We start from the raw sequence: 17,824 nt of genomic DNA, 5'->3' as shown, positions 1-17,824 counted from the left end.
GAACGTTCAATGCGGCGCAGTTCCCACGCCGTGTCGCCGTCTGCCTTCACTCCGACAACTGCGCTACAGTCAAACGGGGCTGGCCTGATCGTCGTTCACTTCAGGAGCCCGCATGTCCACGGCAATCTCGGTACTCGGCGGCGTCGGTCTTTTCCTGCTCGGCATGACCGTGATGACGGAAGGCCTGAAGGCGCTGGCCGGCTCCGCCCTGCGCACCGTGCTCAGCAAGGCGGCCGCGACGCCGTTGCACGGCTCCTTCTGGGGCGCTGTCGTCACGCTTCTGGTGCAGTCGTCGAGTGCGACGACGATGACGACGATCGGTCTCGTCAGCGCCGGCCTGTTGACGTTCCAGCAAGGCTTGGGATTGGTGTTCGGCGCCAATATCGGCACCACGGGGACCGGCTGGCTGGTCGCGCTCATCGGCGTCCGCGTCTCGCTCACCGCCGCAGCATTGCCGATGATCTTCGTCGGTGCATTGACCAAGCTTCTGGCTCGCGGACGAATATCCGGCGCCGGAGCCGCGCTCGCCGGATTCGGGCTCGTGCTTTTCGGGCTGACCACCTTGCAGCAGGGCATGGGCGGGCTCGCCGAACGATTGCACCCCGCGGACCTTCCTGCCGTGCTCGCCGACCCCGAGGGACGGTGGTGGTCGGGCCTGTTCGGCGTGCTGGCGCTCGTCGTCATCGGCCTCGTGATGACTGCTCTGATGCAGTCGTCCACGGCCGCCGTGGCGGTGACCTTGTCCGGTCATTTCGCCGGTGCAATCGGGCTGGATCAGGCCTGTGCGCTGATCATCGGCCAGAATATCGGAACTGCAACGAGCTCCGCCCTCGCCGCGATTGGCGCGAGCACGACCGCCAAGCGGCTGGCTATCGCCTATGTGCTTTTCAAGCTCATCGCCGCCGTCATCGCGCTCGTGCTCTTTCCCGTCACCATCCCTCTGCTCGTGCGCGCTTCGGACAGCATCGATGGCGTCACGCTGCTAGCCGGATATCACACCGCCTACAATGTCGTTGGTGTGGTGGTCCTGCTGCCGCTGGTCAACCAGTTCACGCGCCTGGTCGAGCGTATCCTGCCCGAGCGGGGCTCGCCGCTCACGCGGTGCCTTGATCCCTCGGCGCTCGTGACTCCAATCGTGGCCGTCGAAGCGGTGCGCCGAACGATCGCACGCGTGCTCGTAACGGTGTCCGCCTGGGTCGAGGCGGCACTGGCTGGCCGCGCCGCACCAGTTCGCCTCGGGAGAGACACCGTCTCGCTGCAGGACGCCGCCGACGCCCTGCGCCAGGCACAGATATTCTTGTCGGAGGTGACCGGACCGCCTGACACCGAGGACGAGCAAGGGCGTCTGACCAGCACACTGCACGCACTCGACCACGCGTCTCGGCTGACTGACGTGGCGAATAGCGGAATCAATTTCGCTTCCGTGAGCGAGGGGCCGGAGGACATCCGCGCGGGAGAACTATGTGCTGAAGTGATGCGTAGCGCAGCCGCGATTGCCCGCGGCGTAGCAGTGCCGCCCCGCCCATCCGGATCGCCTGCCGTCACGCCGGTTCCGCATGGCACTGACGCCATGAGCGGCCCGCGCGCGGTCGCGACGGACGAGGCCATCGCCGAGCTCGAGCGCTGTACGACAGAACTTGGCGAAGTGCTGCGCCGCCACCGCAGCGCGACGCTCGGCGCGGTCGCCAATGCAACCCTCACCACCGATGCTGCACTCGTTCGCGTCGAAACTGTCCGCAGCCTCCAGGCGATGTCACATCATGCCTGGCGCTCCGCGGCCCATCTTGTCGGTCGCGGCTAGTAGCTAGACGCCGAGGGCTTTCCGGTTGAAGTTTCGCAACAGGCGCAGCGTCAGCGTTCTGGCGTTCGCGACATTGAGCAGCCAGGCTGCGCCGGCATAAGCGATGCCGCCGGCAAGGCTCACCGCAATCAGCGACAGCAGGCCGGTGCCATTGACCTGGAAGCGCACCGCGAGGATCGCCGCCGCCATGATCGCCGAAGCAACGCCCACGCCCGCGAGCCGGCTTGGATCGAACGGCAGCAGATAGGCGCGGCGCATCAGGACGACCGCCGCTACGAAGCCGATGGCTTCGGTCGCGAACGTCGCCAGCGCTGCACCATACAGCCCAAAGCCCGAGATCAGGGCGAACATCAGCGCGACACTCAGCACCAGCGTAAGGAACGACTGGGCAGCCAGGATGAAAGGCCGCTCGGCGAGCTGGAAGCTGATCTGGACGTAGAACTGATTGGCGATGCCGAGCATTCGCGCGACGACCAGCATCGGCAGCAGCGCCGACACGCCGGCTCGGAAGTCGACGCCGACGAGCGTTCCGGCGACCTGGTCCGCGGCGAGCGCAAGCCAGATCGCGACCGGCATGATGACGACGAGCAGGAGCTCGAGGCTTTCGTTGAGCCGCTCGCGGGTCGCGGCGTGGCCCTCCTGGCTCAACGTTCGGAACACGATGGGCACGGTGGCCGCAGCGACGCTCGAGGCCAGCATGACGAGGAACTGTCGTGGCAGATCGGCGGCGACGCCGAAAATGCCGGCGGCATCCTTGCCGAGGAGGTAGGCGACGATCAGACGGTCGCTGGTCGAGTAGAGCGCAACCGAAAGGCCGCCGATGGTCAGCGGCAAGCCGTAGCGGGCGAGTTGCGTGAGCTGGCTCTTCTGCCAGCGCGCAATCTTCGTCCCGTCACCGGCGAGATTGAGGATGATGCCGGTGAGCGAACCGAGCCCGAACGCCGCGAGCAGACCCAGCCCGCCCCAGCCCAGCCAGATCGCGAGCAGCCCGAACCCGACGCTCGACAGGCTGCGCACGATCGCGATCGTCGCGAACCTGTAGGGACGCAATTTGGCACGCTCGAATTCCTGGCCAATATCGACCGCATTCGCAGTGATGGCCACAAACATGCTGGCAAGCAGCAGTTCGAAGCTGATGTCGCGATGAAACAGGAACGTCAGCGGTGCCGTGGCGCAGAGCGCGGCGACAGTGAGCGCGAAGGCAACCATTGCCGTGCCGCGGAAATCCACCTCCGACGACATCGCCTGATAGCGGGAGACCGACAGCCTGATCCAGGCGAAGAAGATCGCTCCCAGGATGCCGGCGATGCTGAGGCCGACAACGTAGACGCCGTACTCCGCAGGACTCAGGAGCCGCGTGTAGGTCGTGATCGCGAAAAAGCCCACGGCGGCCGGCAGGATGTAGGCCGCGAGATAGATGGAGAAATGGCGATTCAGCATGCGAACACTGGAGCGTGACTGTTCCAGCCAATTAACGATTCGTTAATCAGTCGGACCTTGGTTTCGCGATTTTGGCGATTGCGCCGCAGCATGTCCGAGAATACTCACATAAATAGGCTAATCGGACCGATGAATTTCCCATTAGGCTCTATTTCGTACGTTAGCGTTAAATTTGCGGTTGCCTTGAACTCGTAGGCTCGATCACCCAATAGAAACAAGTGGTTTTCGAGCATCGCCGACTGTCGCCAAGTGTGGATCCGACTAACATGGAAGTTGCTGAGCGTGCTCGGGCCGATCTGTGCCTTTCCGACGCCGGCCGCAAGGGAGCCGGCCAGAGCATGAGCACAGCGTTGTCCCCGATACAGCCGGAAACCGCGCGTGGCGAGCGGATGGTGCTCAACCTGTTCTTCGAGGAGAGGGACGATCGCTGGTTTCGCGGCGACCGGCATCTGCGGCCGCTGCTCAGGCGCCTCTTGTTCGGCAAGCCGTGGATCAGCGGGCAGGAGCGCGTGTTCCTCAATCTATGCGCGGGTCTCGACAGGCTCGGCATCCGCTATCGTGTCAACGACTATCGCTACATTCGCAAGCACCCCGAGGAGCTCGCCTGCATCATCGGGCGGCCTTTCGTGCTGGATCGCATCGCGTGGAAGAATCCGATCCTGCTCGGCGTCGCCATGTACAATCACCCGATCGACGATCCGGATCTGTTGAAGCGCGCGCCGATCAAGCACATCGTGGTGCCCTGCCAGTGGTATGTCGAGATGTGCCGACCCGGCTGGCCGAATGTCGAGGCCTGGCCGGTCGGCATCGACACAGACGTCTGGACGCCGCTGCCCGCTGCGCGGAAGAGCGTCGACGTGCTGCTCTACGACAAGGTCCGCTGGGAGCATGACCGCTACGAGATCGACCTGATCGAACCGATCCGCGCGCATCTGAGGGCGAGCGGTCTTTCTTTCGAGGAGGTTCGCTACGGCAGCTACAAGGAGGACGACTACAAGGCCGCGCTCGCGCGTTGCCGGACCATGATCTTCCTGTGCGAGCACGAGAGCCAGGGCATCGCCTGCCAGCAGGCACTCGCCAGCAATGTTTCCGTCTTCGCCTGGGAGCGCGGCGGCGCGTGGCAGGACCCCGGCTATTTTCCGCATAAGGTCCGCTTCGAGGGCGGTGTCACCTCGGTGCCCTATTGGGACGAGCGCTGCGGCATGAAGTTCGCCAATGCCGATGGTTTTAGAGCAAGCTGGGCGGAGTTCTGGGCGCATAGCGAAGCGGGCGACTTCAAGCCGCGCGACTACATACTCGACAACCTCACGCTCGAAAAAGGCGCGTTGCACTACTATGAGATCGCGCAAGCCGTGATGCAGCGCCTGTCGGCGCGTTAGGGAGTGCGCAACATGTCGGGCCTCGACAGGCGCGAATTTCTCCTCGCCTCGGCTGCGACGCTCGCAGCCGGTTCCTCGGCGAGTTCCCAGACCTCAAAGCTGCTCAGCCGGCGACCCGGCTATGGCGCCGCGGCCACGCTGTGGGATTTGCAGGCCGATCCGCGGCTTGGCGAGGCCATCAGCAAATATTGCACGCAGGTTGTTCCGGTCCTCGAACTGAAATGGCCGATGCTGCGGCCCGATCCGCACACCTTTGCCTTCGAACGCGCCGATGCGATCCTGGATTTTGCGAGGACGAATGACCTGACGATGCGCGGCCATACGCTCGCCTGGTATCACGACATCCCGGACTGGACGAAACAGATCAAGGAGACGAAGGTCGCCGAGCGGGCCTTCGTCGATCACATCTCGACCGTCGTCGCCTACTACAAGGACAAGCTGACCTCGTGGGACGTGGTCAACGAGCCGATCCCCGACAATCCGCGCAAGGTCACCGATCGGCGCGACTGTTACTGGTCGAGCATGCTGGGCGAGCGCTGGATTCCCCTCGCCTTCCGCACGGCGGCAGCCGCCGATCCGTTCGTGAAGCTCGCGATCAACGAGTACGACATCGAGTCGGCCAAGGACAGTTTCATCGCCAAACGCGCAGCCTATCGCAACCTGATCCAGGACCTGCTCGATCAGGGCGTTCCGCTGCAGGCGGTCGGATTGCAGTCGCATCTGCATGCCGAGCTCGAGATCGACAAGGACGGGCTCGCCGCCTTCGTCGCCGAGCTGCGCTCCTGGGGCCTCGAGGTCCTCGTCACCGAGCTCGACGTCGACGACCAGAAACTGTCCGGGGATCCGGCGCAGCGTGACGCCATCGTGGCGAAGCGCGTGGACGACCTCTTGACGGCGATCACGGCAAGCGGACCGCTCAATTCGATCCTGAGCTGGGGCATCTCGGATCGCTACAGCTGGATCAACGGGACCTTCAAGCGGCCCGACAAGCAGCCGAACCGTCCGCTGCCGCTCGACGGCAGCTTTCAGCCGAAGCCGCTCATGGACGTGATCAGCAAATTCATGAAAGCTGCCTGAGCGGCTTCCGGTTATCGCACCGTTTTCGGAGCTTCGAACGCGGCGCCATCACCGGCGGCGGGCGCGAGACTCGGCGCGAACGAGCGCAGGCGGAACACGTCGCGGATGTCTTCGATCGAGGTCGACGAGTAGGACTGGATGCAGAGCGCAACCTGCCTGGGCGAAGCGGCGCGCATCATCGCTTCGATCGCAGCGCGATCGAGCCTTGTATCCTCCCAGTGCGACACCGCAATGCTGTCCTCGGTGATCTCATGCGCCGCCAGATGCTTTTGCGAATGGGCGACGAAGTGGCCATAGAGCAGATACTCGGAGAATTTCTTGCGGCGGCACAGCGCCAGGATCCAGTTCGTTCCCGTCGCCGACTTGATCGCGTCGGTCATCGCCCGCACAGAGTCCTTGTCCCAGACCAGCGCATTGCCGACATAGTCATCCGCGGGGACGCGCGTCTCAGGCATTCCGAGCAGCTGATCGACGGTGCGCAACCAAAGGCAATGCAACGGAGTTTCGGCCCCGATCGCACCGCGCGTGACGAACAGCGGCGCTTTCGCCGAGCCAGCATATTGGCCGACGTCGAACTCGCGGAAGAACAGATTGTCCGAGTCCAGGATGCAGACGCGCTGCTCGGACGCGCCAAGCACGCCCGCGATCTTGACGATCTGCTGGACATGCCAGCCATGCACCGGAGAGGACAACAGCGACAACCAGACCTTCCGGTTGCCCCGCCGCAGGAACGGGGGTGCGGCAAACAACCATCGCGGCAGATAGCGCGACACCGGCACGATGACGCGCTTATCGGAAGCGAACCGCGCGAACAGCGGAACATCCTCGTCGTTAACGACGACGTAGTGCCTGGTATATCCCGTTAACCACGTGTCGATGCTCTCGGCGAGCAGCGAGAAGCGCTCGAGGTCTTTGGCGTAGCTGGCTGTCAGCAGGGCAACGGAATGCATGAGCAAGCTCAGGCCGGGTTGTCAGGGGATATCGCGGGCCAATCTACCGGGGCGTGGTGCAGCGCGAAACTCACATTCCAAATCAAGGTAAAGCCCAGCTATATGTATGCTCGGCTTGTTCTTGCGAAACACTGGAACGCTGCAGCTCACTCCCCCTTCGCGCCCTTCAGCTTCGGCAGGGTCTCGACGATCTTCTGCTTGCCGTCGACGATCTCGGCCAGGAAACTCGCACGATCGATGTCGCCGTTCTGGTCCCAGCTTGCTTCCATCAGCATGCCCGGGGCCTTGTCCGGCGTCAGCGTCAGGCCTTTCATGGCCGCACCGAAAGCCTTGCTGTCAAACTTGCCGATCCTCTCGGTGACGTATTTGACGAGATAGACCGCGGTGTAGCCCTTGATGCCGTTGTGGTCGGGCCAGTATTTGTAGCGCGCGCTGAACTTCTTCGCGAAGTGATGGATCGCCGGAACCGGCGCATCGGCGGAAAGGCCGACATGGCCGCGCACGCCGTTGGCAGCTGGGCCGGCAAGCTCGACGACCTTCTGGCTGAGCAGCGTGGTCTCGCCGAACAGCGGCGTCGACAGGCCCTGCCTTCTTGCCTCGATCAGGAAGCGCGCGCTCTCCTCCTCGTTGGTGTAGACGAAGACGGCGTCCGCTTTGGCGCTCTTCAGCTTGATGACGTCGGACCCGAAATCGACCTGGCCCTGCTCGGTCGAGATGTCGGCCGCGATGTCGATGTTGCGCGCCTTCATCTCTTTCAGAAAATTGTCGTGGCCTCCCTTGCCGAAATCATTGTTGACCCAGACCAGCGCGACCGACTTTACCTTGAGCTTGTCGTGCAGATAGTTGGCGATCTTCGGCATGGAGAACTGCTGGCCGAAGGCGGTGCGGAAGACGAAGGGATTGCCCTGCGCGGTGATATCGGCGGCTTCCGCCCCGACGATCTGCGGAATCTCGGCTGCTTGCGTCAGCGCCATGTTGACCTTGACCGAGCCGGAGTAGATCGGGCCGAGCACCACATACGGCTCCTTGTCCAAGACCTTCTGCACCTGGGCGCGCGAGACGCCGGGATTGCTCTGGGTGTCGAGATGCTCGGTCTCGATCTTGCGGCCCAGGATGCCGCCGGAGGCGTTGATCTCGTCGATCGCAAGTGCCACACCATCGCGCCAATTGGTGCCGGAGACCGCCCCGGGGCCAGATAGCTCGACGACATCGGGGATGTAGACCGTCGTCTGCGCCTGCGCGACGCCTGCCCATAGCGACGCGGCGGCAACAATGCCGCTCCATTTTCCCAAGGCTTTCATGACGTCCTCCCTCTATTCTTTGTTATGTTGATTGGTCTGGGCCGAGGTCGAGCAGCCTTGCCGGCGTTCGCCACAGCAAGCGATACTGATCGGCCGGATCGGGAAAGAGCCGGCTCAACACCGCGAGCAGCGGCCCATAATCCAGCCGCTCCGGCGCGCGCAGGAACGGATAGTCCGAGCCCCAGACGCAACGATCGAGCGTGAAGGCATCGACCAGCGCCGCGATGAACGGCCAGGCGTCTTCGTAGGGATGCGGCAGCTTCGAGAACTTGTAGTAGCCCGACAGCTTGATGTGCGCATCGCGCATACGGCCGATCGCCAGCAGCGCCTGGAAGGCCTTGCCGTTCAGGCCCTGCTCGACCGGCGGCCGCCCGCAATGATCGATCACCAGCTTGACGTTCGACTTGTCGATCAGCGGCAGCAAGGCGAGCAGTTGATCCTGCTCGACCTGGATCTGGAGGAACAGGCCAAGCTCGGCCAGCTTCGCCAGGAGAGACGCGGTGTTGCGATAGTGATCGGTGCCGTGGAACGGGACGTTGAAGGCGACGCCGATTACGCCAGCCGCCTTCAGCCGCTCCAGGTCCTTCACATCGACGTCGTTCTCGACGACCGCGACGCCCCTGAAGCGGCCTTTCCCTTGCGCGAGCGCGTCGAGCAGGATGCGGCTGTCGCTGCCATAGCCGGTGTTGGTGGCGACGACGAGCGCGTGCCTGACGTCGAAGACGTCGAACACACGGAGGAGCTGCGCGGCCGGCGCGATCTCCTGCCCACTCGGCCGATAGGGCGTATCGGGCGGGTAAGGAAACCGCACGGGATCGATGGCGTGGATGTGGCAATCGATCTTGGGACACGCCGGCAGGATCATGGCGAAGTGCTTCTAGAAGGTCGCTTCGATGGCCTTGATGAGATCGGGCGTCACGTCGGGCATGACGCCGAACCAGGCCTTGAAAGCGAGCCGCGCCTGGTTGAGCAGCAGGCCGAGCCCGTTCACGGTCGTGCAGCCGCGCGCGCGGGCGTCAGCCAGAAACGGCGTCTCGAGCGGCGTGTAGATGAGATCGGCGACCAGCGTCGACTGCTTCAGCCGCGACAGGTCGATCTCGAGCGCGTCCTTGCCGACCATGCCGCGATCGGTGCAGTTGACGACCAGGGCCTTGTCGCCGACCGCGGCGCTGCGGTCCGCCCAGGCGATCGTGCGGATGTATGCGCCGAACTCGTTCGCCAAGGTCTCCGCCTTGTCCGCCGTGCGGTTGGCGATCAGGATCTCGCGCGCGCCATTTTCGAGCAGCGCCACGACCACCGCGCGTGAGGCCCCGCCGGCGCCAAGCAGCAAAATCGGTCCCTCGTCGGCACGCCAATCTGCGCGCGAGTCGCGCAGGCTCTGCACAAAACCGTTGCCGTCATTGTTGAAGCCGGAGAGCGTGCCGTCCTCTTCGACGACGATGGTGTTGACGGCGCCGATGCGGCGCGCGGTGTCGTTGATGCGCGTGAGCAGTGCCATCGCCGTCTGTTTGTGCGGCATGGTGACGTTGCAGCCGCGGAAGCCGAGCGCGACAAGGCCGGGCAGCGCCTCCTTCAGCCGCTCGGGCTGAACCGCAAGCGGTACATAGACCCCGCGGATACCGTGGGCATTCAGCCAATAATTGTGAATCACCGGCGAGCGCGAATGCGCGACCGGCATTCCGATGACGCCAGCGAGTCCGAAGCCGTTTGCGGACATGCTTTCGATCCATCCTCCGTTGGCGGGCGCGCTTATGGCCGCGCATTGACCGGGCCTTGCCGGCGCAAACGGCCGGCAGACCTTCGTTATTGGTCAAGTGTACAAGACTATTATGCGGAACGCCAATCGCTGGCAATCTGAATCTCGGGCCAAAGGCCCGGACGCGCATCGCCATACTGCGAAAAGCGAGGCGAGCGCCGGCTCTGGCCGAAAGTCGGCAGGCTTGAGCAAAGCCGTGGAAGCACTAGCGGCGGGAGCGCGGAAGCCGTTCCGACCCAAGGGCGAGGCTTACCGCTCCACGTCGACCCGTTGCGTGCCGAGCTCCTTCAGCAGTTGCACGGCCTGCGTCAGATCCGGCGTCAGGAAGCCTTCGCTGAACTTGCCGACGACGGGGCCGAGCAGCCGTTCGGCTTGCCCCGCCTTGCCCGCATCCTGCCAGAGCCGCGCCAGACTGATCGTGGTCCGCAACTCCCAGGACAGCGCGCCCTGCTTGCGGGCGACGTCGAGCGAGAGCTCGTAGAGACCTTCGGCGTCATGGGCCGAGGTCGGCCCGCCCTCGGCGAGCGTGATCTCGCCCTGCAACCGATAGACTTCGGCGAGGTAGGAGTGATCGCCGGTGCGCCGTGCAGTCGCGAGCGCGCCATCGAGCGCGCGCAAGGCCGCCTCGCGGAACCCGGCCTTGGCATAGGCCTCGGCCAACAGGCATCTGAACCAGCAGCCGGCGAGCCAGGAATCCATCGCCTCGTACTCGTCGAGGCCGACGCGCATCTGGCTCAATCCATCGTCGATGTCGCCGAGCTGCGTCAGAGCCCAGCCGCGCAGTATCGCAGCCTGCTGCTTCCAGTGCAGGAAATTGTGCTCGATCGCGATGATCATGGCGCGGTTGGCGTGATCGCGGGTGCCTTCGACGTCGCGCAGGTGCTGGCAGAGATAGGCGCCGAACACCAGCGCGAAGGCGAGCGTGAAGGGATGGCGGATCTTCTCGGCATTGGCGATCGCCTGTTCGCTATGCTGGCGCGCCGCATCGGAGCGGCCAAGGAACCACAGGAGATAGCCGAGATAGGAAAGCGACACGACGCCGGGATCGGTGCCGTGCCGCACCATCAGGTCGGCGTGCAAATCGGGGCTGTAGAGATTCACGCAGCGGTGCAGATGATACTGGGCAGCCGCAAAACGTCCACGATAGAGCATGGTCATCGCGATGGCGCGATGGGCCTCCATGAGATAGCCGGTCTGCTGTGCCGATAGCGCCCGCTCGCTCTGCCGCACGCGCTTGGCAAACTTCAACAGTTCGACGCTGAGATCGTGCGCGCGCGTCAGATCCGCGCGGATGAAATGACAGACCCAGAGCCCGCGCGTCGCCGCGAACGTCTTCTCCTCATCGCCGAGCCGCTGACCGAGCTCGAGCGCGCGGATGTAGTTTTCCTCGACCTCCTGCACCGCGTAGCCCTTGGCTGCGATCAGCGCGTTGCCGAGCGCGATGCGTAACTCGAGCTCGATCTCGTCGGCACCTTGCATGCGGGCGTTGGCCTGAACGACGCTCAGGCCCCGGCGCAAATGCCCGATCGCCTCCAGATTGCCGCCGGCCTTCGCCGCCTGCTTGCCGGCCTTGAGCCAGAAGCCCGCGGCGCCCTCGCTCTGGCCGGATTCGGTCAGATGATGGGCGAGAAGCTCGGGCTCGCGCGCGGTTTTCTCCGGGTACATCTCGGCGAGCACCTGAGCGATCCGCGCATGCAGCTTGCGCCGCTCGCTGTGCAGCAGGCTGGCATGCGCCGCATTCTGGATCATCACGTGCTTGAACGCGTAGAGCGCTTCCGGCGGGTGGCCGCGGCGCACGATCAGGCCCGCTTCCTCCAAATGATCGAGCGCCGCCTCTATCTGGTCGGCCGGCGTGTCGGCGACGGCGTGAAGCGTTTCGTAGGAGAACTCGCGGCCGATGGTGGCGCCGATCTGCGCGATCTTCTTGAACGGTCCCATGCGGTCGAGGCGCGCCATCAGCGAATCCGTCAGCGTGGCCGGAATCGCGAGCTGCCGCCACTCGCCGGACAGCACGTAGCGGCCGTGCCGTTCGGTGAGCAGGTTGGATTCGAGGACGGTCTTGGTCAATTCCTCCAGGAACAACGGCACGCCGTCGGTCTTGACGATGATCTCCTCGACGACCTCCCTGGGCAGCTCCCGGCCCGCGACGCGCTCGACCAGCGTCGTGCGCAAATGCCGGCTCAGCCGGTTCAAGACCAGCGTCGTGATGTGCGAATGCGCGTTCCAGCTCGGCTGAAACTCCGACCGCGCGGTGATGACGATGAGGATCGGCTGGCTCTGCACCTTGTCGATCAGGAGATCGATGACCTCGCGCGAGGTCGGGTCGATCCAGTGCAGGTCCTCGAAAGCGATGACGAGCGGCCGCTCGCGTGCAAGCCCAAGCAGATGGTTGACGATGGCGGACACCGTCGCGTCCTTCTGCTGCTGCGGCGACAGCTCGAGCGGCGGGTAGCGGTCGCCCGTCGGGATCGACAGCAGCGCGGCGAACAGCGGGGTCACCTGCGCGACCTCGCTTCCCGCAGCGGCCACGGCGGCCTCGAGATTGGGGAGCGATATCGCGGCCGCATCCTCTCGGTCCAGCCCGAGCGAGAATTCGAGCTGAGCGCTGAACGGATAGAACGCTGTCGAGGTATAGTACGGAGAGCACTGCAACGATATCAGCCGGTGCCGCTCGTCCGCGATGGCCCCGAATATCTCCTGGACGATGCGGGACTTGCCGATCCCCGGCTCGCCGAACAGCACCACGACCTGTCCGTCGCCCTGCCTCGCCTGCTGCCAGCGCCCCGTCAGCAGCGAAACCTCCTCCTCGCGATTGACGCGCGGCGTCAGCCGCGTACCCATGGCCGCGGCGAAGCGCGTCTCCACGCGCGAGGCCCGTACCACATGCCAGGCCTGAACCTTCTCGGAAAGCCCCTTCAGCGCCTGGACGCCGAGATTGCGATAGTCGAACTTGCCCTTCAGCAGCGACTGGGTGGACGCGGAGATGACCACGCCGTTCGGCGGCGCCAGTCCCTGCAGCCGCGCCGCGAGATTGACGGTTTCGCCGACCGCGGAATCGCGCTCCTCGGTGCCCTGGCCGACGAGATCGCCGACCACGACGAGACCGGTGGCGATGCCGATGCGCACCGCCGGCACATGGCTCAACGCGCCGCGCGGCTCGATCGCGCGAGCAGACGACAGCACCCGCACGATCTCGAGCCCGGCCCGCACCGCGCGCTCGGCGTCATCCTCATGCGCGGTCGGATAACCGAAATAGACCAGGATGCCGTCGCCGACGAAGCGGGCGGCGAAACCTTCATAGTGCCTGACCACGCGCACGCAGGTCTCGCGAAAGCTCGCGATCACGTCGCGGACGTCTTCGGGGTCGAACTGGGTCGAAAGCGGCGTCGAATCCACCATGTCGCAGAACATGGTGGTGAGCTGGCGCCGCTCGGCGCCGACCTCGGCGCGCGCCGCAACGCGCGGGGCGGGCGAAGACTCCGCCGGTTCGGACGCGAGCAGCGTCGCCATCGCCCGGCGCAGCCGCTTGCGATCGCCGAGGGGGAGGCCAAGCTCCGCGAGATCGGCCTCCGTCAGGTCGGACATGACGTCGAGGTCGAGGCGATGCTGTGCAAAAAGTTCGGTGTATTGGCCGAGCCCCGCGCCCTCAAGCCAGCCCTTCAAATCCGTTTCCGTCGCCGTACCTGGCTCCGTCTCCAGCATGCTGCTTCCGTTCGACTGCACACTCCGTCGAAGAGAATATGCCCTCAACCACGGACTTTGAGAGCCAAAACTCTGCCTCGGACTGGACGCGTTTCACAGTTTTTTGAACAATAGCCCAACTGGATCGAGAAGGCACGACAACACTCCCCCGCCGGCGAGCGGGGGTGTCTTGAGAGCTACACGCCGAGCGGACTGAGGCGGGCCAATGGCTCGGTACCTTCGGGGCGCCGCAGAAGCTGCATGACGTGGCGTTTCAGGCGTACGAAATCGGGCTCGGTCACGAGATCGTGGCTGCGCGGCCGCGCGAACGGCAGGACGAAGTCCTCGATCATCCGCCCGGGCCTCGCGCTCATCACCACGATGCGGTCCGCCAGAAACAGCGCCTCATCGATGTCATGGGTCACGAACACCGTCGTGGTCGGGATCTTGCTCCAGATGTCGAGCAGGACCTCCTGCATCAGGCTGCGCGTTTGCGCATCGAGGGCGCTGAAGGGTTCGTCCATCAGCAGCACGCGCGGCTGGTTGATCAGGACGCGTGCGATCTCGACCCGCTGCTGCATGCCGCCGGACAGTTGCGAGGGATAGAACCGCTCGAATCCCGACAATCCGACCAGCTTCAGGATCTCGTCGGCGGCGCGCCGCCGCTCCACCTTGCCGACCCCGCGCATCTTCGGGCCGAAAGCAACGTTGTCCTGCACCCGTTTCCACGGAAACAGCGTGTGCTGCTGGAACACCATGCCACGATCCGGGCTCGGGCCGCGGATCGGCTGCCCATCCAGGGCGAGCTCGCCCGCCGTGATCTTCAGGTGTCCGGCCAGCGCGCCAAGCAGGGTGGATTTGCCGCAGCCGGAAGGACCGAGCACGCAGACCAACTCGCCCGGCGCGATGGTAAAATTCAGCCGGTCCACCGCCTCGAAGGCGTCAGCGCCTACGCCGAGCGAAATCGAGACACCGGCAATATCGATCCGGCCGACGCTGCGCACGGGAATATCGGAGACTCGGATGTTCATCGCACGACCGCCGGGTTGCGCCAGGGCATCAGCAGCCGGCCGGCGGTCGTGAGCAGCCAGCTGCTGCCCATGCCCAGAAGGCCGATGATCAACATGCCGACGATGATATCGGCATAGTTTTGCAGCGTGTAGGCCTCCCAGGTGTAATAGCCGATGCCGAACTGGCCCGAGATCATCTCCGCCGTAACCAGACAGAACCATGACGTCCCCATGCCGATGGCGAGCCCGGTCACGATGCTGGGCGCGGCGTCCGGCAGGACGACCTCGCGCAGGATGGAGACGCCCGAGGCGCCGAGGCTGCGTGCCGAGGCGACCAGCCGGCGATCGACATTGGCGACGCCATGGACCGTATTGAGCACGATCGGAAACAGCGCGCCGATGAAGGTGATGAAGATCATCGACAATTCCGAGGATGGGAAGATCAGGATCGAGAGCGGGATCCAGGCCACGGCTGGAATCGGCCGCAGCAATTCGAGCGGCGGCAGCAGCAAGTCACTCACTGCACGCGACCGGCCGATCGCAAAGCCGAAGATCACGCCGACAACGACCGCAGCGCCATATCCGGCGAGCACGCGCCACAGGCTGCTCGAGATATGTGCGGCAAGCTTCGGCGACTTCAGGAGCACGACGGCCGACTGCACGACCTCGGTCGGCGGCGGCACGTTGCGGAACGTGACGACGCCCAGATTGACATGCAGCGTCGAGACGAGCTGCCACAGGGCGATGCAAGCCAGGATCGAGAGGCCGCGGATCAGCCATCGCGCGCGCGCAAGACGGTCCGCTACCGAGGCGGTTGCCATGGCTCACCGGCTCGCCACGAGGGACTCGCGCGCGGCATTGAAGTCGACGACCTCGCCGCCATGCTGCTTCGACCAGCGCTCGGCGGCGTCCTTGAGCAGAAAGGCGCTCAGCTCGCCATTCGCCGATCGGACGAACCAGGCCTGGCTCGCGAACAGCTTGATGCCGCTCTCTCGATCCTGCGCATAGACGACGCGGATGGCCTTGCCGTCCTTCTCGAGGCCCGCAAGCGCCTTCAGCGCGTTCTCGGGCGAAGCAAAGTTGCGGACATGCGGCTCGCCCTTGACCCAGATCTGCGCGACACGGCTGAAGTCGGAGATCTCGGCGCCGGTCGCCGCATCCTTCGCCTTCAATGCAAGCTGAGCGTAATTCTTCAGCTCGGCATCATAGTCGCGGCCGACTTGCGCAAGCGCGGCGCGGATGAACTTGTCGGTGACGAACTGGTTGATGTCGAGATCGCTGTCGGCGCGCTTGAGCAGCTTCAGCGTCTTGATCGAGGTCGCGACCGCCTGGCGATATTCGGGCTTCCAGGTGACGTCGCGGGTCTGGAGCCCGAGCGGGCCATGGAAGAGATAGTCGACCTCGGCCTCGATGCCGGTGACCTTGGCGATCAGCTCGCTGTAGGTCTCCGGCTCCTCGGCGATCAGGCGATCCGCTTCAATCGCCGCGCGCAGGTAGGCGACGACGACCTCCGGGTATTTCTCCGCATACTCGGCATCGACCAGCGCGCCATGGAACGTCGGGGCGTTGGCCTGCGCGCCATCAAATATCTTGCGGGCAAAGCCGCGCCAGGGAAACAGCTCGGCAAACGGGACGAAATCCGCATGCGCCTCGATCTTGCCGGCCTGCAAGGCCGGCCCGGCGACTTCCGGCGCCTGCGTGATGATATTGACGTCGGTCTCGGGATTCCAGCCCTTGGCCTCGATCGCACGCAGCAGCATGCCGTGGGAGGTCGATGCAAAGGGAACGGAGATCGTCTTGCCCTTGAGATCGTCGAGCGACTGGGCCGGCGAATTCGTCGGCACGACGATGCCGTTGCCGCTGCCCTTGGTGCTTCCCGACAGCACGCTGATGAACAGGCTGCGGCGCCCGGCCTTCTGGAAGGCGACGCCGTTCAGCGAGCCCGGAAAATCAGCCATCGCGCCGAAATCGAGCTTGCCCGCGACCATCTCGTTGGTCAGCGGCGCACCGCTGGTAAAGTTCTTCCACTGAATGTCGTAAGTGACATCTTTGTACTTGCCGTCATGCGGCAAAAATTTCTCCAGAAGCTTGAGCTCGCGGATCAGCAAGCCACCGGTCGCGCAGTTGATCGTGGTGTCCTGCGTTCCGACCGCGACCCTGATCGTCTCGGCATGCGACGATCCGACGAGAGCCATCGTGACGACGATGGCGGCGACGCTTCCCCTCACAGGGCCAAAAGAGATCATGCAACGGTCCTCGGCTCACAATGGCCGGGCTGACCGCACCGGCGTGAAATCACTCGCCGCAACTATTGGGTTTCGGTCGTTTGCGTTGAAGCAATTACTTGCGTCGCGCGGTCGCGACCGTCCGTATCGCAACTTCGTCGCCGTTTCGAATGCACGACATCGAATGATTTTTCTCGAAAGCAAGCCGTCGGCAGATGAAATCGTTTCGACGACACACGACCGGCGCAAGAGCTTTGCTAAGTACATTTGGACGCATTCAAAGAGATGGACATTCCATCCGCATCGCTCTTACCTAGTTGCAGATGCCGAGCGCAGACGGACAGCGATGACGACACTCAAAGAGGCGGCGACGACGTCGCGAAGCCGAAGGCTTCCGGCCATCGGGCTCGACTGGCGCCATGCGGAGGACGTCGGAACCGCGCGCGCCCTGCGGGCCACGACAAATGCTTCGGCATTGTTCATGAGCGAGACTGTCGACGGCCTGAACGTCGGCGCGCAATTTCTCGACCGCCTGTCGGCTGCACAGAAGGCGCGGGTCCAGGCCGCCGGCCGGACCGTCCTCGTGCCGCAGGGCGCCATGGTCTTCGGCCAGGGCGAGGGGCATGACGGCATCTTCATCATCCGGCGCGGTCAGGTGCGCGTCTACTACACGGCGCCGTCGGGACGCGAGATCACGCTGGCCTACTGGACGCCCGGGCATTTCATCGGCGGACCGGAGATCTCCGGCGGCGGCATCCACATGTGGTCCGGCATCGCCATCGAGTCCTGCGAGATCACGGTCCTGTCGGGCGCGGCGCTGGCGAAGCTGCTCACGGACATGCCGACCTTCGCATTGGCGCTGATCGACGGGCTGATCGCGAAGGGCAAGTGCTATTCGTCGATGGCGCAGATGCTGGGAACGCGATCGGTCATCGAGCGGCTGGCCCAGCTCCTCCTCAACCTGTCGGAGCTTCACGGCAATCCCGACGGCGATACGATCGTCATCGACCGCAAGATCACCCATGACCAGATCGCAGCCATGGTCGGCTCAACCCGGCAATGGGTAACCATGATGCTGAAGCGCTTCCAGAACCGCCGCATCATCGCCATCGACGGCAGCGTGATCCGCATCAAGAGGATCGACCTGTTGGAGAAGATCCTGTTCAAGGACTAAAGCGCGATGAGATTGAGATGCATCATCATC

General features: G+C 64.4%; 13 protein-coding genes. 4 read left to right on the top strand and 9 right to left on the bottom strand.

The genetic code is table 11. The annotated features are described in order from the left end of the window. Window positions 1-112: 112 nt before the first annotated feature. On the top strand, window positions 113-1,801 hold the full coding sequence (locus ACV1FX_RS26930; protein ID WP_473120592.1) for a Na/Pi cotransporter family protein: 1,689 nt from the start codon (window positions 113-115) through the stop codon (window positions 1,799-1,801). Between the two features lie 3 nt (window positions 1,802-1,804). Here the strand turns inward: ACV1FX_RS26930 and ACV1FX_RS26925 are convergent, their stop codons facing one another. After that, window positions 1,805-3,241, bottom strand: a complete 1,437-nt coding sequence (locus ACV1FX_RS26925; RefSeq protein ID WP_473120591.1) for an oligosaccharide flippase family protein — start codon at window positions 3,239-3,241, stop codon at window positions 1,805-1,807. A 338-nt stretch (window positions 3,242-3,579) separates the two neighbouring features. Here ACV1FX_RS26925 and ACV1FX_RS26920 point away from each other — a divergent pair, with 338 nt between their 5' ends. After that, entirely contained in the window at window positions 3,580-4,620 is a 1,041-nt protein-coding gene (locus tag ACV1FX_RS26920; RefSeq protein WP_473120590.1) for a glycosyltransferase, read from the top strand. Between the two features lie 12 nt (window positions 4,621-4,632). Beyond that, entirely contained in the window at window positions 4,633-5,697 is a 1,065-nt protein-coding gene (locus ACV1FX_RS26915) for an endo-1,4-beta-xylanase (RefSeq protein ID WP_473120589.1), read from the top strand. An 11-nt stretch (window positions 5,698-5,708) separates the two neighbouring features. Here ACV1FX_RS26915 and ACV1FX_RS26910 read toward each other — a convergent pair whose 3' ends face one another. The 8 genes from ACV1FX_RS26910 to ACV1FX_RS26875 form a co-directional block, all read right to left on the bottom strand. Further along, complete coding sequence (locus ACV1FX_RS26910) at window positions 5,709-6,647, bottom strand: DUF6492 family protein (protein WP_473120588.1); 939 nt, start codon at window positions 6,645-6,647, stop codon at window positions 5,709-5,711. Between the two features lie 146 nt (window positions 6,648-6,793). After that, window positions 6,794-7,948: an ABC transporter substrate-binding protein gene (locus ACV1FX_RS26905; protein ID WP_473120587.1), complete on the bottom strand. Its 1,155-nt coding sequence runs from the start codon at window positions 7,946-7,948 to the stop codon at window positions 6,794-6,796. Window positions 7,949-7,970: 22 nt separating this feature from the next. Further along, window positions 7,971-8,813, bottom strand: a complete 843-nt coding sequence (locus ACV1FX_RS26900) for an amidohydrolase family protein (RefSeq protein ID WP_473120586.1) — start codon at window positions 8,811-8,813, stop codon at window positions 7,971-7,973. Window positions 8,814-8,825: 12 nt separating this feature from the next. Then, on the bottom strand, window positions 8,826-9,665 hold the full coding sequence (locus ACV1FX_RS26895; protein WP_473120585.1) for a shikimate dehydrogenase: 840 nt from the start codon (window positions 9,663-9,665) through the stop codon (window positions 8,826-8,828). Window positions 9,666-9,953: 288 nt separating this feature from the next. Beyond that, window positions 9,954-13,406, bottom strand: a complete 3,453-nt coding sequence (locus tag ACV1FX_RS26890) for an AAA family ATPase (RefSeq protein WP_473120584.1) — start codon at window positions 13,404-13,406, stop codon at window positions 9,954-9,956. 176 nt (window positions 13,407-13,582) lie between these two features. Then, window positions 13,583-14,416, bottom strand: coding sequence for an ABC transporter ATP-binding protein (locus ACV1FX_RS26885; protein ID WP_473120583.1), 834 nt, complete (start codon window positions 14,414-14,416; stop codon window positions 13,583-13,585). After that, window positions 14,413-15,216 (bottom strand): ABC transporter permease, encoded by an 804-nt coding sequence (locus ACV1FX_RS26880; protein WP_473120582.1) that lies wholly within the window; start codon window positions 15,214-15,216, stop codon window positions 14,413-14,415. The genes ACV1FX_RS26885 and ACV1FX_RS26880 overlap by 4 nt, the downstream gene beginning before the upstream one ends. Window positions 15,217-15,219: 3 nt before the next feature. Next, window positions 15,220-16,590 (bottom strand): ABC transporter substrate-binding protein, encoded by a 1,371-nt coding sequence (locus ACV1FX_RS26875; protein WP_473120653.1) that lies wholly within the window; start codon window positions 16,588-16,590, stop codon window positions 15,220-15,222. A gap of 511 nt (window positions 16,591-17,101) precedes the next feature. On the opposite strand from ACV1FX_RS26875, the gene ACV1FX_RS26870 reads away from it, so the two are divergent. After that, the gene (locus ACV1FX_RS26870; protein ID WP_473120652.1) at window positions 17,102-17,794 is read left to right on the top strand and encodes a Crp/Fnr family transcriptional regulator; all 693 of its coding nucleotides are present in this window, start codon (window positions 17,102-17,104) and stop codon (window positions 17,792-17,794) included. Window positions 17,795-17,824 lie beyond the last annotated feature (30 nt).

This window comes from Bradyrhizobium ingae (assembly GCF_055791185.1).
Note: the sequence above shows the minus strand (reverse complement) of the source record. Positions and strands in the feature narration are given on the sequence as shown.

Coding starts and splice junctions, on each gene's coding strand:
- ACV1FX_RS26890 (WP_473120584.1), bottom strand. CDS start 13,406: ATGCTGGAGACGGAGCCAGGTACGGCGACGGAAACGGATTTGAAGGGC.
- ACV1FX_RS26905 (WP_473120587.1), bottom strand. CDS start 7,948: ATGAAAGCCTTGGGAAAATGGAGCGGCATTGTTGCCGCCGCGTCGCTA.
- ACV1FX_RS26930 (WP_473120592.1), top strand. CDS start 113: ATGTCCACGGCAATCTCGGTACTCGGCGGCGTCGGTCTTTTCCTGCTC.
- ACV1FX_RS26915 (WP_473120589.1), top strand. CDS start 4,633: ATGTCGGGCCTCGACAGGCGCGAATTTCTCCTCGCCTCGGCTGCGACG.
- ACV1FX_RS26910 (WP_473120588.1), bottom strand. CDS start 6,647: ATGCATTCCGTTGCCCTGCTGACAGCCAGCTACGCCAAAGACCTCGAG.
- ACV1FX_RS26925 (WP_473120591.1), bottom strand. CDS start 3,241: ATGCTGAATCGCCATTTCTCCATCTATCTCGCGGCCTACATCCTGCCG.
- ACV1FX_RS26870 (WP_473120652.1), top strand. CDS start 17,102: ATGAGCGAGACTGTCGACGGCCTGAACGTCGGCGCGCAATTTCTCGAC.
- ACV1FX_RS26895 (WP_473120585.1), bottom strand. CDS start 9,665: ATGTCCGCAAACGGCTTCGGACTCGCTGGCGTCATCGGAATGCCGGTC.
- ACV1FX_RS26900 (WP_473120586.1), bottom strand. CDS start 8,813: ATGATCCTGCCGGCGTGTCCCAAGATCGATTGCCACATCCACGCCATC.
- ACV1FX_RS26875 (WP_473120653.1), bottom strand. CDS start 16,590: ATGGCTCTCGTCGGATCGTCGCATGCCGAGACGATCAGGGTCGCGGTC.
- ACV1FX_RS26920 (WP_473120590.1), top strand. CDS start 3,580: ATGAGCACAGCGTTGTCCCCGATACAGCCGGAAACCGCGCGTGGCGAG.
- ACV1FX_RS26880 (WP_473120582.1), bottom strand. CDS start 15,216: ATGGCAACCGCCTCGGTAGCGGACCGTCTTGCGCGCGCGCGATGGCTG.
- ACV1FX_RS26885 (WP_473120583.1), bottom strand. CDS start 14,416: ATGAACATCCGAGTCTCCGATATTCCCGTGCGCAGCGTCGGCCGGATC.